Origin of the sequence: Kitasatospora sp. NPDC059827 (genome assembly GCF_042731675.1) — a bacterium.
Classification (GTDB): domain Bacteria; phylum Actinomycetota; class Actinomycetes; order Streptomycetales; family Streptomycetaceae; genus Kitasatospora.
Genome location: NZ_JBHWIV010000119.1, coordinates 1 through 21,997, shown reverse-complemented (window position 1 = coordinate 21,997; position 21,997 = coordinate 1). Strand labels below are relative to the sequence as shown.

20 protein-coding genes are annotated in these 21,997 nt (G+C 74.2%); 12 read left to right on the top strand and 8 right to left on the bottom strand.

Going from position 1 to position 21,997, the window contains the following annotated elements:
- Nucleotides 1-113: 113 nt before the first annotated feature.
- Together ACFV8H_RS38430 and ACFV8H_RS38425 are read right to left on the bottom strand one after the other, a co-directional pair.
- A complete protein-coding gene (locus ACFV8H_RS38430) occupies nt 114-650 on the bottom strand; it encodes a hypothetical protein (RefSeq protein WP_380409006.1) in 537 nt (178 codons plus the stop codon).
- A 214-nt stretch (nt 651-864) separates the two neighbouring features.
- Nucleotides 865-1,302, bottom strand: coding sequence for a PPOX class F420-dependent oxidoreductase (locus ACFV8H_RS38425; RefSeq protein ID WP_380409004.1), 438 nt, complete (start codon nt 1,300-1,302; stop codon nt 865-867).
- Between the two features lie 198 nt (nt 1,303-1,500).
- Here ACFV8H_RS38425 and ACFV8H_RS38420 point away from each other — a divergent pair, with 198 nt between their 5' ends.
- The 4 genes from ACFV8H_RS38420 (at nt 1,501) to ACFV8H_RS38405 (ending at nt 4,687) form a co-directional block, all read left to right on the top strand.
- Complete coding sequence (locus tag ACFV8H_RS38420) at nt 1,501-1,890, top strand: DUF5958 family protein (RefSeq protein ID WP_380409002.1); 390 nt, start codon at nt 1,501-1,503, stop codon at nt 1,888-1,890.
- Nucleotides 1,891-2,034: 144 nt separating this feature from the next.
- Nucleotides 2,035-2,247, top strand: coding sequence for a hypothetical protein (locus ACFV8H_RS38415; protein ID WP_380409000.1), 213 nt, complete (start codon nt 2,035-2,037; stop codon nt 2,245-2,247).
- Between the two features lie 130 nt (nt 2,248-2,377).
- On the top strand, nt 2,378-4,210 hold the full coding sequence (locus tag ACFV8H_RS38410) for a glycoside hydrolase family 15 protein (protein WP_380408998.1): 1,833 nt from the start codon (nt 2,378-2,380) through the stop codon (nt 4,208-4,210).
- A gap of 267 nt (nt 4,211-4,477) precedes the next feature.
- Complete coding sequence (locus ACFV8H_RS38405) at nt 4,478-4,687, top strand: DUF6243 family protein (protein ID WP_380408996.1); 210 nt, start codon at nt 4,478-4,480, stop codon at nt 4,685-4,687.
- A 93-nt stretch (nt 4,688-4,780) separates the two neighbouring features.
- Here ACFV8H_RS38405 and ACFV8H_RS38400 read toward each other — a convergent pair whose 3' ends face one another.
- Nucleotides 4,781-5,200 carry a RidA family protein gene (locus ACFV8H_RS38400; protein WP_380408994.1) on the bottom strand — a complete coding sequence of 140 codons (420 nt, stop codon included), beginning with the start codon at nt 5,198-5,200 and terminating at the stop codon, nt 4,781-4,783.
- A gap of 44 nt (nt 5,201-5,244) precedes the next feature.
- Nucleotides 5,245-5,751, bottom strand: a complete 507-nt coding sequence (locus ACFV8H_RS38395; protein WP_063352400.1) for a cupin domain-containing protein — start codon at nt 5,749-5,751, stop codon at nt 5,245-5,247.
- Nucleotides 5,752-5,836: 85 nt separating this feature from the next.
- On the opposite strand from ACFV8H_RS38395, the gene ACFV8H_RS38390 reads away from it, so the two are divergent.
- A complete protein-coding gene (locus ACFV8H_RS38390; protein WP_380408992.1) occupies nt 5,837-6,340 on the top strand; it encodes a MarR family winged helix-turn-helix transcriptional regulator in 504 nt (167 codons plus the stop codon).
- Nucleotides 6,341-6,485: 145 nt separating this feature from the next.
- Here the strand turns inward: ACFV8H_RS38390 and ACFV8H_RS38385 are convergent, their stop codons facing one another.
- Nucleotides 6,486-6,863, bottom strand: coding sequence for a nuclear transport factor 2 family protein (locus ACFV8H_RS38385; protein WP_380408990.1), 378 nt, complete (start codon nt 6,861-6,863; stop codon nt 6,486-6,488).
- A 370-nt stretch (nt 6,864-7,233) separates the two neighbouring features.
- Here ACFV8H_RS38385 and ACFV8H_RS38380 point away from each other — a divergent pair, with 370 nt between their 5' ends.
- The 5 genes from ACFV8H_RS38380 to ACFV8H_RS38360 all read left to right on the top strand — a co-directional run bounded on the left by ACFV8H_RS38380 (nt 7,234) and on the right by ACFV8H_RS38360 (nt 15,465).
- On the top strand, nt 7,234-7,731 hold the full coding sequence (locus ACFV8H_RS38380; protein WP_380408988.1) for a pyridoxamine 5'-phosphate oxidase family protein: 498 nt from the start codon (nt 7,234-7,236) through the stop codon (nt 7,729-7,731).
- Nucleotides 7,732-7,795: 64 nt separating this feature from the next.
- Nucleotides 7,796-10,897, top strand: a complete 3,102-nt coding sequence (locus ACFV8H_RS38375) for an amino acid adenylation domain-containing protein (protein WP_380408986.1) — start codon at nt 7,796-7,798, stop codon at nt 10,895-10,897.
- Nucleotides 10,894-12,120: a cytochrome P450 gene (locus tag ACFV8H_RS38370; RefSeq protein WP_380408984.1), complete on the top strand. Its 1,227-nt coding sequence runs from the start codon at nt 10,894-10,896 to the stop codon at nt 12,118-12,120. Before ACFV8H_RS38375 ends, ACFV8H_RS38370 begins: the two co-directional genes overlap by 4 nt.
- A gap of 76 nt (nt 12,121-12,196) precedes the next feature.
- Nucleotides 12,197-13,441: a cytochrome P450 gene (locus tag ACFV8H_RS38365; RefSeq protein WP_380408982.1), complete on the top strand. Its 1,245-nt coding sequence runs from the start codon at nt 12,197-12,199 to the stop codon at nt 13,439-13,441.
- A gap of 407 nt (nt 13,442-13,848) precedes the next feature.
- On the top strand, nt 13,849-15,465 hold the full coding sequence (locus ACFV8H_RS38360; protein WP_380408981.1) for a tannase/feruloyl esterase family alpha/beta hydrolase: 1,617 nt from the start codon (nt 13,849-13,851) through the stop codon (nt 15,463-15,465).
- A 73-nt stretch (nt 15,466-15,538) separates the two neighbouring features.
- Here the strand turns inward: ACFV8H_RS38360 and ACFV8H_RS38355 are convergent, their stop codons facing one another.
- The 3 genes from ACFV8H_RS38355 to ACFV8H_RS38345 are packed head-to-tail and all read right to left on the bottom strand — an operon-like array spanning nt 15,539 to nt 18,497.
- Complete coding sequence (locus tag ACFV8H_RS38355) at nt 15,539-16,372, bottom strand: heme ABC transporter ATP-binding protein (protein ID WP_380408979.1); 834 nt, start codon at nt 16,370-16,372, stop codon at nt 15,539-15,541.
- Nucleotides 16,369-17,454, bottom strand: coding sequence for a FecCD family ABC transporter permease (locus ACFV8H_RS38350; RefSeq protein ID WP_380408977.1), 1,086 nt, complete (start codon nt 17,452-17,454; stop codon nt 16,369-16,371). Before ACFV8H_RS38350 ends, ACFV8H_RS38355 begins: the two co-directional genes overlap by 4 nt.
- Complete coding sequence (locus tag ACFV8H_RS38345) at nt 17,451-18,497, bottom strand: hemin ABC transporter substrate-binding protein (RefSeq protein WP_380408975.1); 1,047 nt, start codon at nt 18,495-18,497, stop codon at nt 17,451-17,453. The genes ACFV8H_RS38350 and ACFV8H_RS38345 overlap by 4 nt, the downstream gene beginning before the upstream one ends.
- 245 nt (nt 18,498-18,742) lie before the next feature.
- On the opposite strand from ACFV8H_RS38345, the gene ACFV8H_RS38340 reads away from it, so the two are divergent.
- Nucleotides 18,743-20,242, top strand: a complete 1,500-nt coding sequence (locus ACFV8H_RS38340) for an HtaA domain-containing protein (protein WP_380408973.1) — start codon at nt 18,743-18,745, stop codon at nt 20,240-20,242.
- 80 nt (nt 20,243-20,322) lie between these two features.
- On the top strand, nt 20,323-21,954 hold the full coding sequence (locus ACFV8H_RS38335; protein WP_380408971.1) for an HtaA domain-containing protein: 1,632 nt from the start codon (nt 20,323-20,325) through the stop codon (nt 21,952-21,954).
- The last annotated feature ends 43 nt before the right edge of the window (nt 21,955-21,997 follow it).

The following is a 21,997-nucleotide window of genomic DNA, read 5'->3' as shown; positions in this document are numbered from 1 at the left end:
GGGCTGCTGGTGGTGAAGCCCCACCGGGCGGCGGCGGGGGGGTGGGGGCGCCGGGGGGGGGTGGGCCGCCCCCCCGCCCCCCGCCCGGGGGGGCCCGGCCCCTCGGCCGCGTCTCACCTCGTGATGTCGCCGTCCGGCAGGTCCTGCACGGTGACCTTCCCGCGCGGCTGCCCCAGCAGGCGGGCCACCGCGTCGCCGATCCCCTGCGCGTCGCCGGTCGGTCCGGGCGGGGCCGTGTCGGTGTACCGCTCGATGGACTTCCGGAAGTACGAGGGGTTCCAGGCCCCGACGGCCCCGCTGACGTCGACGGCCTGCACCGGCCGGTGGCCGACGGCCCGCCTGATGGCGGGGAGGATCTCGTCCGAGCTGTACTTTCCCGGGACCTGGAACAGGCTCGCATGGCCGCCGACCTTGCCGCCGTCCCGCAGCAGGACGGTGACGACCAGGCAGCTGGTCACCGACGGGTAGGTGATCGTCCCCCGCGGACCCACCTCGCCGACCTCGCCCTCCGTGATCCGGACGGCGGTCGCGGCGGCGGACACCGCGGGTTGCCCGGGCGACGGCGCACCGGCCTGCGCGGCATCGGCCCCGCCGGCCGTGCAGACCGCCAGCACCATCGCCGCTCCGACGGCCAGCCCCGCCCTTGCCAAGCCCCGCCCGGACCTCACCAACACCATGACCCCACATCCCGGAGAACCGGCCTGCGCTCAGCCGCGCAGGCACGCGGCCACACATGCTTCCGAGGACGAACGATCCCGTCAACTCGATGCCCCCGGCGGCGGCCACCGCCGTGAGCCACCACCGACCCCGCTGCCACCGCCCGTTCCGGCGCCGGTGCCGCCGCTGACGCCGAGGAGGGCACGGTCAGTCGGCGGCCCGGGCCGCGGCCGGGAGCGGTTCGACCCCGACGACCCGGCGGATCCGGGTGGGCTCGATGAACACGGTGACCCGCCGCTCGCCGGGGATGCGCCAGCCGTACTCCTCGACGCCGAGGTACTTGTGGGCCAGGCGGTCCATCTGCCGGTCGGCCTGCTCGCCGGTCACGAACTCGACGGCCCGGCCGTGGATCTGGATGCGGTCGTACGGATCGGCCGGGTCGGAGGCGGAGAGGCAGACCCGGGGGTCGTGGCGCAGGTTGCGCTCCTTGATCCGGCCGACGGAGGTGTTGAAGTACACCCGCTCGCCCTCCAGACCGACCCACATCGGCGTGACGTGCGGAGCACCGTCCACCCCGGTCGTCGCCACGAACCAGATCCACGGCTGCGCCAGCCGCGCCCGGAGGTCCTCCGTCCAGATGTCCACCGGCCGTCCTCTCTCGTCGTTCCGCGGCGGCCCCTGACGGGTGCCGCCCATCTGATGCCGCCTCAGCGTAGCGAGCCTCTCGCGCTGGAACGGGAAGTCGACCGGGCCGACTTCCCGTTCCAGTACCGGGCGGTACAGTGCGATCCGGTGCGACGGCCCCGCGCGGTCGGCCACCAGGTGCATCGGGGGAGGGACGGGATGGACGGACGCACGGTCGTCCTCAACGAGTTGGCGCAGGGCGTCCGGCCGCTCGGTGAGGGCCTGAGCTGGTTCGAGGGCCTGGCCGACGCCGAGCAGTTCGAAGTCCTGCGCACGCTGACGGAGTTCTGCCTCCAGGCCCGGGCCACCGGCGAGGACGGCCCGGAGAGCATCCGCCGGGCCGGTATCCGGCCCACCCACACCCCGGCCGTCCTGCTCGTGCGTGGGCGCATCGGCGAGCAGCTGGTGAAGATCGCCAAGCTTCCGCAGGACGAACGGGCCAAGGCGTTCCGGCTGCTGGTGGCGCTCCTCGGTGTCGCCGACGAGCGGCGGCGGGCCGCCTTCTGCGCGGGCGGGTGTGGGCACGCCTGGCACCACTTGGGAACCTGACCCCGGCCCCGACCTCGACCCCGACCCTGACCCCGGCGGTTTCGGGACGATGGCGCGGTGGTCACTTCGCCGAGAGCGCACGGATTGCGCCGTTCGGGTGATCGCGGGGTTCGGCGGGGCGACCCGATGGGCAGAGCCTGCGACATGACGACACCCGGGATCAGCCGCCGCCACCGCCGCCGTTCCACCGCGCCCGCGTCCGCCGCCCAGGCCCGGCCCGTGCGGCAGCCGGTCCCGGCTCCACCGGTCGGCCGGTGCTGCCGCACGTGGTCCAGCGAACACCTCACCCGGAGCGGCCGGGCCGTCCGCACCACCTGGCACGAGCCCGCCTGCCGGTCCTGGCACACCACCGGGTGACGGGCGGCGGCCGTGCCGGGGGAGCGGCCGCGGCCGGCCCGCCGTGCCGAACGCCGGGGGCGATCTACCATGAGAAGCGAGGTCCGCTGTGGCCCGTACCTTCCCTCGCTGAAACGGTAGGGAGGCCGGCATGGAGTTCGAGGCCGGATCCAGAGGTGGGGGCGGAGCGCGCTATCTGCCGATCGCCGAGCACGGGTTGATCGGTGATCTCCGTACGGCCGCGCTGGTGGGGACGGACGGCACCATCGACTGGTACTGCTGCCCGCGGTTCGACGCGCCCAGCGTGTTCGGGTCCATCCTGGACGCCGAGCGGGGCGGCTCCTTCGAGCTGGCCGCCGACGTGCCGTCCCGGACGCGGCAGTTCTACTTCCCCGACACCAATGTGCTGATCACGCGGTTCTACGCGGCCGACGGCGTGGCGGAGATCCAGGACTTCATGCCGGTCGTCGACGAGTCCCGCGAGGCCTCCCGGCACCGGCTGATCCGGCGGGTGGTGTGCGTGCGCGGGACACTGCCGTTCGCGGCGCGGATCGCGCCCCGGTTCGGTTACGGAGCGGAGCCGCACACGGTGCGGGTGCGGGCCGGCGAGGCCGTCTTCGAGGCCCCGTCGATGGCCCTGGCGCTGACGTCGACCGTGCCGCTGGAGGGCGACGGCCGGGACGTCCGCTCGCACTTCAAGCTCCTGGAGGGCGAGTCCGTGGTGTTCGCGCTGGACCGGATCGGCGAGGACGTGCGCCCGCGGGCGTGTCCGCACGCCGAGGCGGAGGCGCAGTTCGAGGCGACCGTCCGGTTCTGGTGCGACTGGCTGAGCCGCTCGCGCTACCGCGGCCGCTGGCGGGAGATGGTGCACCGCTCCGCGCTGCTGTTGAAGCTGCTCACCTACGCGCCGACCGGCGCGATCGTGGCCGCGCCGACGACCAGCCTGCCCGAGCGGGTCGGCGGCGAACGCAACTGGGACTACCGGTACGTGTGGGTGCGCGACGCGGCCTTCTGCGTCTACGCCATGCTCCGCCTGGGCTTCACCTCGGAGGCCGAGGCGTTCATGGCCTTCCTGTCCGAGCGGGGCATCATGCGGGGCGCCGGCCCGTCCGGCCCGCTGCAGATCATGTACGGCATCGACGGGCGCAAGGACCTTCCCGAGTCCGAACTGGACCACCTCGAAGGGCACCTGGGCTCGGCGCCGGTGCGGGTCGGGAACGGCGCCACCCACCAGCTCCAACTGGACATCTACGGGGCGCTCATCGACTCCGTCTACCTGTACGACAAGTGGGGGCAGCCGATCAGCAGCGACCACTGGGACGAGGTCGGCGCCGTCGTGGACTGGCTCTGCGACCACTGGGACCAGCCCGACGAGGGCATCTGGGAGACCAGGGGCGGCCGGCGGGACTTCGTCTACTCGCGGCTGATGTGCTGGGTCGCGATCGAGCGGGCGATCCGGATGGCCAACCGGCGCGGCCTGCCCGCGGACCTCGGCCGCTGGCTGCGGAACCGGGACGCGATCTACCGGCAGATCATGCGGGAGGGCTGGTCCGCCGAACGCGGCGCGTTCGTCCAGTCCCTGGGCGCCGACGTCCTGGACGCCTCGGTGCTGATGATGCCGATGGCCAAGTTCGTCTCGCCCACCGACCCCAAGTGGCTGGCGACCCTGGACGCGCTCACCCGGGACCTGGTCTCCGACTCCCTGGTCTACCGCTACGACCCGGCGGCCAGCCCGGACGGCCTGCACGGCACCGAGGGCACCTTCTCGATCTGCTCCTTCTGGTACGTCGAGGCACTCACCCGGGCCGGCCGCCTGGAGGAGGCCCGGCTGGCCTTCGAGAAGATGCTCACCTACGGCAACCACCTCGGCCTCTACGCCGAGGAGATCGGCCGCACCGGCGAGCAACTCGGCAACTTCCCCCAGGCGTTCACCCACCTGTCACTGATCAGCGCGGCCTTCAACCTCGACCGCGCCCTCGGCTGAGCCGAGCGGCGGAGCGTGGGCTCCCGGATTCCGTGTCCCCGGGCGCCCTCGGCCTCCTGACCGTCGGGGCGGAAGAGGGTCGGCCGACTGGTTGGTGTGCAGGGCCGACGGAACCGGGTAACGTCTTCGTCGTGTGCATCCAGATGCCGATCTACGAGTGAGCGCGTGATGGGCCCCTGCTGACGTCCTTCGACGTCGCCGCCCGTCCCCCACCGATGAATCCGTAGACCACTTCACTTCACTTCACCACCGGGAGAACCCAAGACCGTGAGCAAGAACATCAACAACCCCGTGGGCATGGGCGGCGGCCAGCGCAAGAGGCTGTCCCGCGCCGAACGGCAGAACAACGGTCCGCACCGCAACCTCGACCGCCAGGGTGCAGCCGACCAGAAGGCGGAGCTGGTGCGCAAGATGCGCGAGAAGGCGGGAACGGCCGAGGGCGCCGAGCAGGCGGACGGCGACACCGCACAGGGCTGACGCACCGCCGCCGCAGCGCGGCACCGCACGGGGCAGGGCTCCGGTACGGCGAAGGGGTCCCACCGACCGGTGGGACCCCTTCGCGTAGGTGGGTCAGCCCGCTGCCCGCGCCGTCGGCCGGACGGCGACCGCGTCGATCTCGAAGAGCATCCCCGGCAGGGCGAGCGAGGCGACCCCGCTGAGCGTCTGCGCGGGCAGCCGGTCGCCCCAGGCCCCGGCCAGGGCCTTGCCGAGGACGGCCAGCTTCTCCAGGTCGTGGTCGACGATGTACGAGCCGAGCCGGACAACGTGCTCGAAGCCGAGGCCGACCCCGGCGAGCGCGGTGCGCAGGTTGGCGAGGGCGAGCTCCACCTGGGCGGCGAAGTCGCCGGGCACGACCTGACCGCCGGCGTCGGAGGCGTACTGGCCGCCGATGAACACCGGTTCGCCGGGCGCGGAGGCGGCGTGGCTGTAGCCGAACGGCGTCGGGTCGTGCAGGCCGGGCGGGTTGGTGATGGTGCGGGTGTCGGTCACGGGGTTCCTTCCCTGGTGTCGGGCCGATCTGGGTGCCGGGCGGTTTACGGCTCGGACCGGGCGGCTTCCTCCCGGGCGTCGCGCCAACTCGGCGACTCCAGGAAGTGGTTGTCGAAGAGGTCCTGCTTGGCGAGGAGTTCCTCGACCGTCGCCTCGCCCGCGCGGATCCGCTCCAGCAGGCGGAAGTAGTCGAAGCGCTCCACCCCGGGGGTGATCACGATCAGCAGGTCCGCCCCGGAGTCCGGCGCCGCCGCGAAGGCGTGCGGCAGATGGGGCGGCACCACCACGAGGTCGCCGCTGCGGGCGGTGACCACCTCGTTCCCGACCAGTACCTGGGCCGAGCCGTCGACGACGAAGAACAGCTCCGAGGAGCCCCCGTGGTAGTGCGGAGTGGCGCCGTCCTTGCCGCGCCCCAGCGTGACGCGCAGGGTGCTCAGGGCGCCGCCGGTGGCGCTGGAGTCCGCCAGCAGCCGCCCCTTGCCGCCGAGCATTCCGACGGTCTCGGCTTCGTCGCCCCGCACCACCACGGCTTCCGGTCCGATCAACGTCATTGGCCTCTCCCCACAGTGAGCGCTCAGATAGTTCTCTGGCTGATAGTACTACGTCTAACTATCCTCCATCGAATAATATTGCCCCATGGATCACGTGGACGTCATGCTCGACCAGTGGAGCCGGGAGCGCCCGGACCTCGACCTGGAGGCGGTCGGCACCGTCGGCCGCCTCGGCCGCTTCGCGCTGCTCGCGGGCCGGGTCGTCGAAGAGGTGTTCAAGCAACACGGCCTCCAGCGCGGCGAGTTCGACGTTCTCGCCACCCTGCGCCGCTCCGGCGCGCCGTACGAACTGATGCCCTCCGAGCTCGCCGCGCTGCTGCTGATGTCACGGGCCGGCATGACCAGCCGGATCGACCGGCTGGAATCGGCGGGCCTGGTGGAACGCCGCACCGACCCGGCGGACCGGCGCAGCGTCCGCATCGCCCTCACCGCGGCCGGGCGCGCCCTCGTGGACGCCGCCTTCACCGACCACGCGGCCAACGAGACCACGCTGCTCTCCGCCCTCTCGGGCGAGGAGCGGGCCACCCTGGACGCGCTCCTGCGCAAGCTGCTCGCCGACGTCGAGGGCACGGAGAGCCCGGCGTCCTGACGGCCTGTGGCGTCCGTGACGACCACCGCACCTTGACGTACTCCGCTTCCGCCGCGGCGGTGGCCATGGCCGTCGGCCGGGCGGCGATCGGCCTGCCCGGCCGGCGCCCCCGTCCGGGACCCTCTCGCCGGGCATCACCGGCGGGTCAGGAGGGGGACGGCTCCAATTCCCCCGCGAAGACGATGACCTGGTCGATGAGGCTCCGTCGCAGATGGACGACGTCCGTCCCCGCCAGGCGGGGGCCTCCGTCCGGGGTGGTGAAGACCCACCGGTACCGGGCCCACTCGTCCGGCATGTCCACCTCTGAACAGCGCGCCATCGTGCCGGTCCCCGCCGGGTGGCGCCGGAGGTCCAGCACGAACCGCTCGACCGCCGCGATTCCCTCGCTGCGACCCAGCGGCCCCCAGAAGACCACGTCAGAGGTCAGGGCCTGGGAGAGGAGGGCGGTGACGTAGCTGTCGTCCGAGGCGTTGAACGCGGAGATGAAGGTGTCGATCGCGGAGCGTGCCGTCTCTTCCTGCATCCCCCAGTCATACCAGCTGTGGCTTGTGCGTTCGTCCCGTGAGCCGCTTTCCGATCGCGGTTGAGCAGCTCGCACGCGACGGGGGTACGGGAGGGGGTGGTGGTGCGGGGTGGGTCAGTTCAGGCCAGTGAGTGACATGTTCACGACAGTAGCGTGATCTCTCCGTCACTGTACGTGCCAGTACCGTCATGCTGTTCCTACGGAGACGAACGGCCCGCCGTCGTCTCCGCGGCGCGGCCACGCGATCGAGTGGCTGCCCTTCCATCCCGCCGGCGCGTGCTGTGCCGTCCGTCGTGGCCACGACTGACGAGTAGCCGCCGCGGGACTCAACGTCCTTATCCGTAAAGGGGATTGACTCATGCTGCCCACCATGTCGCAGGATGCCCGGGAGACCTTCCTCGCCGACCGCCGGGTCGGGGTGCTGAGCGTCGCGGATCCCAGAGAAGGCGACCGGGCGCCCCTGTGCGTGCCGGTCTGGTACGGCTACGAGCCCGGGGGCGAGGTCCTCGTCCAGACGGGGCGCGAGACGGTCAAGGGCCGACTGCTGCGCGCCGCCGGCCGGTTCAGCCTCTGCGTGCAGGACGAGCGCCGGCCCTACCGGTACGTGAGCGTCGAAGGGCCGGTCGTCACCGTCGAGGACCCGGTGCCGCCGGCCGTCCGGGACGCCCTGGCACACCGCTACCTGGACCCGGACGAGGCCCGCGGCTACCTCGCTGCCACCGCCGACCAGCTCAAGGACGACATCCTCTTCCGGCTGCGCCCGCAGCGCTGGCGGACCGCCGACTTCGCGGCCTTCGCCGCCGACTTCACCGAGCCCGCCGAACCGGCGGCCGACTCCGCCGCGCCCGCCACCGACAGCGCGGACTGACCTGGCGTGCCGTCGGCACCGGCCCGCAGCCGCGGCCGACGGAGCCACCTCCTGAGAAGGATCCATGACCGACATCGACGTTTCGTCACGCCCGCTCCACCTCCCTGCCCCCCGCCCCGCGGCCCGCGCCTCCCGCGCCGACCGGCCGCAGGACCTCACCCTGCCGGAGCTCTTCGCCCGGCAGGCGGCCGCCCGCCCGGGCGCACCGGCCGTCCGCCACCGCGACCGCACCCTCAGCTACGGCCAGGTGGACGCCGGATCGACCGCCCTGGCCGCCCGGTTGCTGGCCGCGGGGATCACCTCCGGCGAACCCGTCGGCGTGTGCGGCGGCCGCTCCCCGGAAGCGCTGATCGCCCTGCTGGGCATCCTCAAGGCCGGCTGCGCCTACGTCCCGCTGGACGACGACCTGCCCCCGGCCCGCCTGCGCGCCATGGCCGAGGACGCCGGACTGCGCGCCGCCGTCACCCTGCCCGGCACCGAACGCCCGGTCCGCGGCCTGCGGGTGAGCATCCCGGTGGTCGAGGACGGGGGCCGCGCACCGGCACCCGTCCGGACCACCGGCGTCCCGTCCGCGCCCGGAGACTGCGCCTACGTCGCGTTCACCTCCGGCACGACCGGCCGCCCCAAGCCGGTGGCGATCCCGCACCGGGGAGTCGCCCGCCTCGTCCTGGCCGACCGCGAACTGCCGCCGCCCAGGCCGGGCGACCGGATCCTGCACGGCTACGGCCTCTCCTCGGACGCCTCGACCATCGAGATCTGGGGCGCCCTGCTGACCGGCGCCTGCCTGGTGATCGCCGACCGCGAGGAACTCCTCTCGCCGACCGCGCTGGAACACCTGCTGCGCAGCCGGGGCGTCACCGTCGCCTACCTGACCACGAGCGTCTTCCACCTGCTCGCCCGGACCCGCCCCCAGGCGATGGCGGGCCTGCGGTTCGTCTCGGCCGGCGGCGAGGCGATGGACCCGCGCCTGGCGAACGCCGTCCTCGCGGCCTGCCCCGGCACCACCGTGGTCAACTTCTACGGCCCGACCGAGAACTCGGTGGTCTCCACCGCCCACGTCGTCCGCCCGCTGCCCGAGGACGCCACCGGCGTCCCGATCGGGCGCCCGTACGCCGCCACCACCTGCCACGTGCTGCGCGCCGACGGCACGCCCGCGGCGCCGGGCGAGGAGGGCGAGCTGTACGTCGGCGGGGACGGGCTGGCCCTCGGCTACCCGGGCGACGAGCAGCTGACCGCGGAGCGGTTCGTCCGGCTGCCGCAGGTCGAACCCGGCGGCCGCCTCTACCGCACCGGCGACCGGGCCGCCCGCACCGCCGACGGCCTGCTGGAGTACCGCGGCCGCGCGGACCGCCAGGTCAAGCTGCGCGGCGCGCGGATAGAACTCGACGAGGTGGAGGCCCGGCTGCGCGCCCACCCCGCCGTGGCCGAGGCCGTCGTCGAGGCCGACAGCGAGGCGCTGACCGCCTACATCACCCCCACCGTCCCGGGGGAGCCCCTGCCGCTGCCCGAGCTGCGCGGCTACTGCGCCCGCTGGCTGCCGCCGCAGGCCGTGCCCGCGCTGGTCGCCCTCGACCGCTTCCCGGTGACCAGCGGCGGCAAGGTGGACCGCAAAGCCCTCCGCGCCGTCGACGTCGGCCGCGCGGACATCCCGCCGCAGGAACAGCCGGCCGAAGGGCTCGCCGCGACCCTCACCGGGATCTGGCAGCAGGTGCTGCGCACCCGGCCCGCCCCCGAGGACGACTTCTTCCACCTCGGCGGCGACTCCCTGCTCGCCTCCGAGGCCGTCACCCGCACCCTCGCCGCCCTCGGCCTCGACGCGGCACTCAGCTCCACCCTCATCCGGGCGCTGCTCACCGCCCCCACCCTCGCGCGCTTCACCGAGGCCGTCCGGGCCGCCCGCGACGGCTCCCCGAGCGGTGCCGGGGAGAGCACCGTCGACTTCGTCCGGGAGAGCGAACTCGGCTTCCGCCTGCCGCCCGCCCAGGGCCCCGCGCCCCGCCCCCGGGACCCGCAGCACGTGCTGCTCACCGGTGCCTCCGGCTTCGTCGGCGCCTTTCTGCTGACCACCCTGCTGCGCCGCACCGCCGCCCGGATCCACTGCCCCGTCCGCGCCGCGAGCCCCGCCCACGCCGAACAGCGGGTGCGCACCGCCCTCGCCCGCTACGGCCTGCACCTCGACGAGGCCGACCGGCAGCGCCTGGAGTGCTTCCCCGCCGACCTCGCCGAGCCGGGCCTCGGACTGTCGGCCGAGCGGCGCGCCGACCTGGCGGCCCGGCTGGACCTGATCGTCCACAACGGCGCCCAAGTCAACTTCCTCTACCCGTACGAGCAGCTGCGCGCCCCCAATGTGGAGGGCACCCGGGAGATGGTCCGGCTTGCCGCGCCCCGCCGTGTCCCGGTCCACTTCCTGTCGACCGTCGCGGTCGTCGCCGGCGCCGGGGCGGCCGGGGTGCGCGACATCGCCGAGGACGCCCCGATGGCCCACGCCGACGGGCTCACCATGGGCTACGCCGAGAGCAAGTGGGTCGCCGAAGGGGTGCTGCGCCGAGCCGCCGAGCAGGGACTGCCGGTGGCCGTCCACCGCCCGTACGAGGTGACGGGGGACCAGGTGAGCGGAGTGAGCAACACCGAGACCGCGATCTGCTCGCTCTTCCGGACGATCGCCGAGACCGGGCTGGCCCCGGACATCGCCCTGCCGATGGACTTCGTCCCGGTCGACCACCTCGCCGAGGCCGTCGTCCACATCGCCACCCGGCGGGACGCCGACGGCCGCACCTACCACCTCACCAACCCCCGCCCCGCGATGCTGTCGGACGTCATCGAGCGAATGCGCGCGGCCGGCTGCGCGGTGCGCACGCTGCCCTACCGGCGGTGGGTGGACGAGCTGGTGCGCCACGTCGCCGCCAACCCCACCAGCGCCACCGCGCCCTTCGTGTCGCTGTGCGTGGACCGCAGCCGCACCGCCGACATGTCCGTCAAGGAGCTCTACTTCGAGGGCACCTTCCCGGTGCTCGGCCGGCACAACGCCGAAGCCGCCCTGGCCGACAGCGGGCTGCACTGCCCGCCGGTCGACTCCGCCCTGCTGGACCGGTACCTGGAGTACTTCTTCGCCTCCGGCTACCTCCCGCGCCCCACCACCACCGGCGTCCGGGAGGGCACCCGATGACCGACACCGCCGTCCCCGCCCCCATCCCCGTTCCCGAGGTGACGCCCGGCACCGCCGGACCGCCCTGCGGCTACGCCCGGCTGCGCGCCGAACAGCCCGTCGTCCAGGCGCAGTTGCCCAACGGCGAGACCGCGTGGCTGCTCAGCCGCTACGCGGACGCCCGGGCCGCCTTCGCCGACCCGAGGCTGGTGCGGCCCCTGCTGTCCGCCTGGCCGCCCGTCGAGGGCGACGACGCGCCGCCGCCGTGCCTGCCGACCTTCCTGGAGATGCGGGGCGAGCACCACGAGCGGGTGCGGCGCGCCGTCCTGCCGCTGTTCGGCCGCGGGCGCCTGGAGTTCATGCGACCCCGCATCCGGGCCATCGCGGAGGAGCTGATCGACGCCATGACGGCCGGCTCGCCCGACCGCACGGCCGACCTGGTGGCCGACTACGTCGAACCGCTGCCGCTGCGCGTGCTGTGCGAGACCATCGGCCTCCCGCACGAGGACCGCGACCGCTACCTCCCGCACACCCTCACCCTGCTCAGCGCCGCAGGGCTGACGATGGACGAGATCCTCGCCGCCCTGTACGCCTTGCAGGACTACGCCTCGGAGCTGATCGCCCGCAAGGAGGACGAGAGGGGAGCGCCGCAGGACGGGGACTACATCCGGCTGCTGCTCGCCGAGACCCGCCGCCCCGGCAGCGAACTGGTCAGGGACGACGTGGTCAGCTTCGTCGTCACCATGCTGATGGCCGGCTACAAGACCAACATGCAGCACACCGGAAACGCCCTGCTCACCCTCCTCACCCACCCCGACCAGCTGCGCCGGCTGCGCGAGGAACCCGCCGGGATCGCCGGCGCCGTGGACGAACTGCTGCGCCACGTACCGCTGATGAACGCGATCAACATCCTCGTCGCGGAGCAGGACCTCACCCTCCACGGGCAGCTGATCCGGGCCGGGGACGCCGTTGTGCCGGTGCCCGCCTCCGCCAACCGCGACCCCGAGGCGTTCGCCGACCCCGACCGCCTCGACCTCACCCGCACGCCCAACCCGCACCTCGCCTTCGGCCACGGCCCGCACGCCTGCACCGGTGCGCACCTGAGTCGGATGCAGCTGGCCGTGGTGATCCAGGTGCTGCTGGAGAGGCTGCCCGGCATCGAACTGGCCGAGCCCGCCGAGTCGCTGCCCTGGGACGAGACCACCCCGTTGCGCGCGCCCGCCCGGCTGCCGGTGCGCTGGTGACGGCGGCAGCCGCGCCGCGCACCCCGCTCCCGTTCAGCCACGCACCCCTGCTTCCGGACAGAAAGGACCGCGCCGCATGAGCGCACCCCAGGCGCCCGCCACCACCGAGGACGCGGGCTCCCTGCCCCGCTACCCGTTCAGCACCGACGGCGACCGCCTCGCCCCCGAGCTGGACGAACTGCGCAGCCGTTGCCCCGTCGCCCGGGTCAGGACCAACGCCGGTGGCGAGGCCTGGCTGGTCACCGGCTACGAGCTGGCCCGCGACGTCCTGCGGGACCGCGCCTTCGCCCGCTCCGTACTCGGTGAGGCCGACAGCCCGACCCAGGACGCCCCGATCCTGGCGCCCGAACTGCTGGACGCCATGAACCACCTCCAGCAGGCCGGACTGCGCGACGAGGTGCTCGCCGCGCTCGGCCGCAACCAGCCCGAACTGCCCGCCGACTGGGTCGCCGAGGTGACGCGGGAGGGCCTGGAACGGATGGTCGCCGAGGGCGTGCCGGGCGACCTCCAGCGCCACTTCGCCGAGTGGGTCGCGGCGCAGTGCCTGTGCCGGCTGCTCGGTCTGCCGTTCGAGGACCGTGCGTGGCTCGCCGAGCGCGCCGACAAGGACCTCACCATGGCGACGTACTCGGACGAGGAACTGGCCGTCAACTGGGAGGAGATCCGCGCCTACATGGCGGCCTTCCTGGCCGCCCGCACCCCCGGGCGGCCGCGCGGCCTCGCCGACCGGCTCGCCGACCTGAACGCCGACCGGCCCTCCGAGGGGCCCGCCGGGCCGAAGGGGCTGAGCGACGAGCAGCTGTCCAACATCGTCTCCGTGCTGTTCGTCAGCGGCTACGAGGACTTCGCCGGCTTCCTGGGCGTCGCCGCCGTCAACCTCCTCCAACACCCCGAGGCGATGGCGGAGTTGCGGGAGAGCCCCGAGGCGACACCCCGGCACGTGGAGGAACTGCTGCGGTGCAGCGTCGTCCTCGGCAACGCCATCCCGCGCTTCGTCACCGAGGACACCTCGCTGGGCGGCGAGCGGGTCAAGGCCGGCGAGCTGATCCTGCTCTCGCTGGACGCGGCCAACTACGACCCCGGCACCTTCGCCGACCCCGAGCGGTTCGAGCCCGCCCGCTCGCCCAACCCCCACCTCCGGTTCGGCCACGGCCGGCACCACTGCCCCGGCGCCCACCTGGTGCGGCGGCAGTCCGACACGGCCTTCCGGGTCCTGCTCCAGCGCTTCCCCGGGCTGCGCCTGGCGGTGCCGGTGGACGAGGTGCCGTGGCACCCGAACCGGATGGCCATCATGGCCGCCGCGATTCCGGTGACCTGGTGACCTGACCCCGCCCTGGCCTGACCCGCGCCCCCTGCCCGCACGCCGGGCCGGGGGCGCGGTCGTCGTCGCCTCCGGCGGCTCGCGTCGTCTCCATTTCGCCTCGCTCATCACCTTTCAGAAAGGTTACCTCTTCTAGGTGGCCGACAGGCTCGGGTCGCTATTTTACGGTGGTTTGTGAGGGATAGATGACGCACCATCACCTCCGAGGCCCAGAAGCGGTTGACGGTTGGGCTGATGGGATGCCATCGTCATAACCGTTCAGAGCAGTTACTTGCATCCGGGGTGGAGCCATGGCCAAGGAGCACGAGCCCGCCCCGCGCGACCACGACTGACGGCGGCCGGATCCGGCCCGGACCGTCAACCCCGCTGCCTGCGCGACCACTTCACACACCTGGACGGACCTCCCGATGAAACGCTCCCTGACCGCCCTCGCGGTCGGCATGTCCCTGGCCGCCGTGCTCTACGCGCCCGGTGCCCTGGCCGACACCGCGCCGCTCACCGCCACCAGCTGCGCCGCCCCCGTGGTGACGGCCCCCGACGGGACGCAGGTGGAGGGTGTCACCGCCGTCGCCCACCCGGCGGGCACGGTCGACGTGCCCGCGGTGTTCCCGCTGGGCGCCGACCACGTCCCCGACGTCCCCGCCTTCTGCGACGTCACGGTCACCCTCGCCCACCCCGGGCAGGGCGACCACGCCAAGGTGCGGGTCTGGCTGCCGCAGCAGAACTGGAACGGCCGGTTGCAGACGATCGGCGGCCAGGCCTACGCCGCCGGTGACTACGGCAGCAAGCTCGCCCTCGCCGTGAAGAGCGGCTACGCCGCCGCCACCACGGATGCCGGCGTCGGCACGTACCTCGACAGCCACTGGGGGTTGAAGGCCGACGGCACGGTCGACGCGGCGCTGCTGGAGAACTTCGCGTCCCGCTCCGAGCACGAGGCGGCGGTCGTCGCCAAGGGCGTCATCGCCGCCCACTACCAGCGGGCCGCCGCGTACTCCTACTTCAACGGCTGTTCGACCGGCGGGCGCCAGGGGTACGCGGAGGCACAGAAGTACCCCGAGGACTACAACGGCATCCTGGCCAACGCGCCCGCCGTGCACTGGGCGGAGTTCGAGGTCGCCACGCTGTGGCCGCAGGTGGTGATGAACGAGCAGCACACCTACCCGACCGCCTGCGAGTTCGACGCGTTCACCGCCGCCGCCGTCCAGGCCTGCGACGGGCTCGACGGCGCCCGGGACGGCCTGGTGTCCCGGCCGGACGAGTGCGGCTTCAATCCGCGCCGGCTGATCGGCACCACCGTCGAGTGCGAGGGCAGGAAGGTGACGATCACCGAGGCCGACGCCGAGGTGGTCCGCCGGATATGGGACGGGCCGCGCACCACCGACGGCCGCCGGCTGTGGGCCGGGGTGCCCAAGGGAGCCCAGCTGAGCGCCCTCGCGGGCCACACCACGGACCCGTCGGGCAAGCCGGTGGGCGCGCCGTTCCCGGTGCCCGCCGCGTGGGTGTCCACCTGGGTGGCCGAGCAGCCCTCGCTCGACGTCTCCACCCTCACCACCGCGCGCTTCACCGAGCTGTTCCAGCAGTCGGTGGCCGAGTACGACGAGGTCATCGGCACCGACGACGCGGACCTCTCCGCGTTCCGCGACGCGGGAGGGAAGCTCCTCAGCTGGCACGGCTCGGCCGACGAGTTCATCCCGGCCGACGGCACGGTGCGCTACCGCAAGCAGGTGGAGGGGGAGCTGGGCGGCGCGCAGCAGGTCGACGACTTCTACCGGCTGTTCCTGGTGCCGGGCGCGGCCCACTGCGGGCTCAACGGCCCCAGCGGCCGCACCGACGACCTTGCCGCGCTGACCGCCTGGGTCGAGCAGGGCAAGGCGCCGCGGACGCTGCCCGCCACCCTGAACACCGCGGACGGCCGTACGGTCAGCCGCAACCTGTGCGCCTACCCGCTGGTCTCCCGCTACAGCGGCCACGGCGACCTCGCCGACGCGGCCGCCTTCCGCTGCGTCCCGGCCGACCGGCACTGACCCGGCCCCCGCGGCAGCGCGGCCCGTACCCCGATCGGGGGCACGGGCCGCGCTGCTTTCTGTTGCCGGAGGGTCAGGGGCGGGCCCCGCCGGTCCGTTCCGGCAGGACCAGCGGCACCCCCGTACGCGGGTGGGGCAGCACCTCGACGGGGTGGCCGTACACCTCGCTGAGCAGCGGTGCGCGCAGCACCTCGGCGACCGGGCCGTCGGCGATCGTGCTGCCGTCCGTCAGCAGGACCACCCGGTCCGCGTAGGCGGCCGCCAGGGACAGGTCGTGGAGCACCACGACCACGCCGTCCCCGGCGGCGGCGCGCTCCCGGGCGATCCGCAGCACCAGTTCCTGGTGGCGCAGGTCGAGGGCGGCGGTGGGTTCGTCCAGGAGCAGCAGCGGGGTGCGCTGGGCGAGCACCCGGGCGAGCGCGACCCGGGCCCGTTCGCCGCCGGACAGGGCGGTGAAGGGCCGCCCGGCGAAGGCGGTGGACTCGGTGGCGGCCATCGCCTCGGCGACCACCGCCTCGTCCTCGGCGGCGGCCGCCGTCCCCGTCCAGGGAGCACGGCCCATCCGGACCACCTGGCCGGCGGGGAACGGGAAGGACAGCGTGGCGGACTGCGGCAACAGCGCCCGGTGCAGGGCGAGTTCGGCCGCGCCGTAGTCGGCCAGCGGGCGGCCGCGCAGGGTGACGGTGCCGCCCTGCGGGGCGACGTCCCCGGCGAGGACCGAGAGCAGGGTGGACTTGCCCGCGCCGTTCGGCCCGAGCAGCGCCACCACCTCCCCGGCGGTGACCCGGACCGAGGCGCCGGCCAGCAGCGGGCGGCCGCCGACGGTCAGCCGGACCGCCTCGGCGGCGAGCAACTCGGAGCCCGGCAGCGGGCGTTCGGGGACGGGTCGGGACCGGTGCAGCCTCATGCCCAGCCTCCTTGCTTGGTCCGGGTCCGGCGCAGCAGCCAGAAGAAGAACGGGCTGCCGATCAGGGCGGTGAGCACCCCGAGCGGCAGTTCGGCCGGGGCGGCGAGGGTGCGGGCGGCGAGGTCGGCGGCGACCAGGACGAGTGCCCCGCCGAGGGCCGAGGCGGGCAGCAGGAAGCGGTGGCCGGGCCCGGCCAGCATCCGCAGCAGGTGGGGGACGACCAGGCCGACGAAGCCGATGATGCCGCTGACCGCGACGGCCGCGGCGGTGAGCAGGGCGACCACGGTGATCAGGGCGAGCCGCATCCGCTCGACGTCCACCCCGAGGTGGCGGGCGGGGCGTTCGCCGAGCGCCAGCAGGTCCAGCTTGCGGGCGTACAGCGGGGCGACGGTGAGTCCGACGACGGCGAAGGGCAGGACGGCGAGCACCTTGCCCCAGGTGGCCTGGGAGAGCGATCCGAGCTGCCAGAAGGTGACCTGGCTGATCGCGGCCGAGTCGGCGGTGAACAGCAGGAGGCCGATCAGCGCGCCGCAGAAGGCGTTCACCGCGACCCCGGTGAGGATCAGCGTGACCACCTCGGTCCGGCCGCCGGCCCGGGCCATCAGGTAGACCGCGAAGACCGTCAACAGCCCGCCGGCGAAGGCGAACACGGTGACCGTCCAGCCGCCGAGGGCGTCCAGACCGAGCACGATGCAGGCCACCGCGCCGACCGCGCCGCCGGAGGAGACGCCGATCACGGCGGGCTCGGCGAGCGGGTTGCCGAACACGCCCTGCATCAGGGCGCCGGCGCAGCCGAGCGAGCCGCCGACCAGCAGGGCGAGCACCACCCGGGGCAGTCGGACGTTCCACAGCACCGATTCGGGCACGCGCTCCAGGGCGTGCCCGCCGAGGCCGAGGCGGTGGGCGGCGGAGCCGAGGATGTCGCCGAGCGGGATGCGGTAGGCGCCGGTGCCGGCCGCGAGCAGGGCGCAGAGCACCAGGGCGGTGGCGAGGACGACGGTGATCAGGGTGCTGCGGGAGGGGCCGGAGCGGGCCTTCGGCCGGCTCTGCGTCTCGTTCTTCTCCTTTACGGCGGTGGTCACTTGGCGCCCGCCGGGTGCAGCTGGGCGGTGATCTCCCGGAGCACCTGGGGGGTGCGCGGGCCGTAGCTGAGCAGTTGGCCGTCCTCGATGGAGACGATCCGGCGGTCCAGCCCGGCCGGGGTCTGGGCGACGCCGGGGAGCTTGAGCAGGCCGTCGACGCCGCCGACCGAGGCGAGTCCCTTGCTCATCACCAGGATCGCGTCGGGCGCGGCCTTGACCAGGGCTTCGCTGGTGAGCGGGGTGAAGTCGCCGGTCAGCCCGGCGGCGGTGCCGGCGTCCTCGCCGCCGACCGCCTCGATCAGCGAGCCGGCACCGGAGGCGGGGCCGCCGAGCAGGTAGACGGAGGCGCTGCCGCGCAGGTAGAGGAAGGCCACCTTGGGTCGGCCGCCGGCGGTCGGTACGGCGGCCTCGGCGGCGGCGATCCGCTGCTCGGTGCGCTCCTTCAACTGCCGCCCGGCGTCCGGGATTCCGAGCGCGGCGGCGACGGTGTCGATGCGCGGGCCGACGTCGGCGAGGCGCTTGGCGTCGTCCAGCACGAGCAGCGGGACGCCGGCCGCGCGGATCTGGTCGATCGCCTCGGCCGGGCCGGTGGAGCGGTCGGCGAGGACGACGGTCGGGTGCAGGGACAGCACGCCCTCGGCGGAGACCTCGTGGGCCTGGGTGATCACCGGCAGGGCGGCGGCCTGCTGGAAGGTGGTGGAGACGTCCCGGGCGACCGCCTTGGGGCCGAGGCCGAGGCTGAACACCAGCTCGGCGAGGCTGCCGTTGAGCGGGATGATCCGCTCGGCGCTGGTGACGGTGACCTGGCGGCCGTCGGCGGAGGCGGTGGTGGCCGGGAGTCGGGGGACGGGTTCGGCGGGGAGCGGTTCGACCGCGTCGGGGGAGCGGGTGGCGCCGGCCGTCGTTCCGCCGGTGTCGGAGCCGGTGCCGGTGGCGGTGCCGGTGGCGGTGCTGCAAGCGGTGAGGGCGAGCACCAGGCCGAGGAGCAGCAGCAGGAGGGCTGGCCCGCGGGCCACCTGGGGTCGGGTCGTACTGCTGCTCAACGGGCTTCCCTTCGTGGGGTGTTGTCGTCCGCTCCGGCCGGGGAGGCCGGGTGGCGGGGCTCTTGACTCACATATTAGGTTAGCCTTACCTAAATCCCGCAAGGGGGTCGGTTTCCCGGCCACCCCTTCTCCGTCGTGCCCGCACGGCCCGTCCCGCCGTGCCCGCGCGTCGTGCCTGTCTGTCGTGCCTGCCGGCAGGACCCTCCCTGCCCGCACGGTCCGTGTCCTTTCGAGGAGTGATCCGCGTGTCCCTGCCCAGCCGGCTCCGCCGCCTGGCCGCCACCCTGGTGGCCGTACTCGCCGCCCTGTCGGCGGTGGTCCTCTCGCCGTCCCCGGCGGTGGCCGCCGAAGGCAAGGTCTCCGGCGGGCGGCTGGACTGGGGGATCAAACAGTCCTTCCTGACCTACGTCACCGGGCCCATCGCCAAGGGCAGTTGGGCGCTCACCGGCGGCGGGGCCACGGTCGGCGGCAACACCTTCCGGTTCCACTCCGCCAACGGCACCTACGACCCGGCCACCGGCGCGCTGACCGCGGCCTTCTCCGGCGGGGTCCGCTTCACCGGGCACCAGGAGAACGGCAGCAACGCGCTCGACCTGAGCCTCGGGCGGCTCACCTTCCGGGCCGCCCCCGGCGGCGCGGCCGGGCTGTACGCCGACGTCAGCAGCAAGTCCAAGGAGACCGGCCAGGTCAGCACCGCCGGTCAGGCCAGACTGGCCGAGCTCTCGCTGGCCGGCGTCGACCTGCGCGGCGCCGCCGGGACGCTGAACCTCGCCAACGTCCCGGCCACCCTCACCGACGCCGGGGCGAAGGCCTTCGGCAACTTCTACCAGGCCGGTACGGTCCTGGACCCGCTCAGCCTCTCCGTCAACCTGCCCGCCGCGCAGCCGAGTCCGGCGGCGGCCGCACCCGGCGCCACCCCGGCCACGACGCCCACGGCGGAGTCCCCTGCCGCGACCGCCACCCAGCCGGCCGCCCAGGCGCCCGCGCGGACCGAGTTCGGCAACGGCGCCCTCGACTGGGGCGTGCGCCGCACCTTCCGCGACTACGTCACCGGCACGATCGCCCAGGGCCGTTGGGAGCTCGGCGGCGGCGCGGCCGACGGCGGCGCCTTCTACCGCTGGACCCCGGCCAAGGGCAGCTACGACCCCGCCACCGGCGAACTCACCGCCGGCTTCACCGGCACCGTCCGCTTCACCGGCCTGCGCAGCGGCGACGGTTACGGCCTGGACCTCACCCTGGCCAACCCGGCCGTCAGCGTGGCCGAGGGGCGGGGCCGCCTGCTCGCCGACGTCTCCGGACGCACTCCCGACGGCGCCACCCAGCAGCTGACCGGCGTCGAACTGGCGACCTTCGACGCCGCCGGCCTCAAGCCGGACGGCGGCCTGCTCAAGGCCGTCGAACTGCCGCTCAAGCTCGCCGAGGGCGGCGCCAAGGCCTTCGGCGGCCTCTACCCGGCGGAGACCGAGATGGACCCGCTGAGCTTCGCCGTCGCCCTCGACCCGGCCGCCGCCCTGCCCCCGCTGCCCGACCTCGGCAGCGCCCCGGCCACCCCGGCCGCTGCGGCCACCCCGGTGAGCCCGGCCGCCTCGCCGGTCGCGGCCGCCGCGGACTCCTCCACGGGCGGCTTCCCGGTGGCCGCCACGGCGGGCGGTGCGGTGCTGGTCGCCGCGCTCGCCGTGACCGGCGGGCTGCTGCTGCGCCGCCGCCGCTCGGCCGCCGCGCCGGACCCGGACCGGCCGGCCTGACCCGTCCTCCTGCCCCTCCTGCCCCCGTCCTCCTTGTCTCCCTCCCCCCTGTCCCCCCGTCACCTGAACGGAGCATCACCATGTCCCGCAACCGCACTCGGCTCGCCGCTCTGGCCGCCGCCACCGTCGGCCTCGGCCTGACCGCCCTGGGCGCCCCCGCCCTGGCCTTCGCCGGCGGCGCCCCGGGCAGCGTCAGCTACGACACCGGCGCGCTGGACTGGGGGGTGAAGGCCAGCTTCCGCAGCTACATCGAGGGCCCGGCCTCCCAGGGCGGCGCGGTCGAGCCGACCGGCGGCGCGACCCGCAACGCCGACGGCACCTTCCACTTCGGACTGGCGAACGCCACGTACGACCTCGGCACCCACGCGCTCAAGTCCTCGTTCACCGGCGGGGTGCACTTCACCGCCCACCACGGCGCGCTGGACCTCGCGCTCAGCGACCTGAGGATCGCCACCTCGGGCACCACCGGCACCCTCACGGCCGACACCGCCGCCAAGGAGACGGTCGGCGCCTCCGAGATCACCCGGCGCGACGACGTGCCGCTGGTGACCTTCACCGTCGGGCGGGACACCACCACCGGGGTGCCGACCGGCGCGAAGCTCACCGAGCAGGGCGCCAAGGCCTTCGCGGGCTTCTACGGGGCGGGAACGGACATGGACCCGCTGTCGCTGCTGCTCAAGCAGAGCCCGGTGACGCCCACTCCGACGGCGACGGCCACCCCGTCCGCCACCGCTTCGCCGACGGCGCAGCCGACCGGCACGCCGTCCGCTACCGCCTCGCCGTCGGCGACCGCTTCGCCGACCGCGACCGCGACCGCGACCGCCACGGCCACCGCCCCGCCGACCGCCACGGCCCCCGCGACACCCCTGCCGACCGGCACCCCCGGCGCCGGCTCCGACCGTCTGCCCGTACTGAACGGCACCTTGAACTGGACGGTCAAGGAGAGCTTCCGCAAGTACCTCGAATCCCCGATGGCCGCCGGGAAGGTCGAGTTCGGCGGCGGCGCGGCCGACTACCGCTTCGGCGGTGCCACCGGCACCTACAACACCGCCGACCACACGCTCACCGCCGGCTACACCGGCTCGGTCCGCTTCCTCGGCCACCCGGGCAAGGACGGCTGGGCGCTCGACACCACGCTCTCCAAGCCGGGCCTGGTCATCGACAAGGACGGCGCCTTCCTCACCGCCGACGTCAACGGCAAGTCCCCGGACGGCCGGTCGACCGCGCTGACCGGCGCGCGGATCGCCAAGCTCGACGTCCCCGCCGCCGCCTTGAAGCCGGTCGACGGCGTCGTCACCCTCACCGGCGTCCCGGCCACGCTGACCGCCGAGGGCGTCCCGGTGTTCTCCAACTACCCGGCGGGTACGGCCCTGGACCCGGTGAGCGCGACCCTGGCCTTCGACAAGGACGCCAAGCTGCCGGCGGCGGGCTCCTCCGGCACGACCGGCGGCGGCAACCCGGCCGCGGGCGGCCAGGGTTCGGGCGGCCAGGGTTCGAGCGGCCAGGGTTCCGGCGGTGGGGCGGGAAGCGGCGCGGCCGGCGGGGCCTCGCTCACCACCACCGCGCTGAGCGGCACCGACGCCGGCGCGCTGGCCGCGACCGGCGCGGACACCCCGGTGGTCCCGCTGCTGGCCACCGCGGCGGGACTGCTGCTGGTGGGCGGCAGCGCCACCGTCCTGGTGCGCAACCGCCGTGGCGCGGTGCGGGCCTGATCCCGGCCCGGAACGCGCACCGGCCCCCGCGAGTGGGTACTCG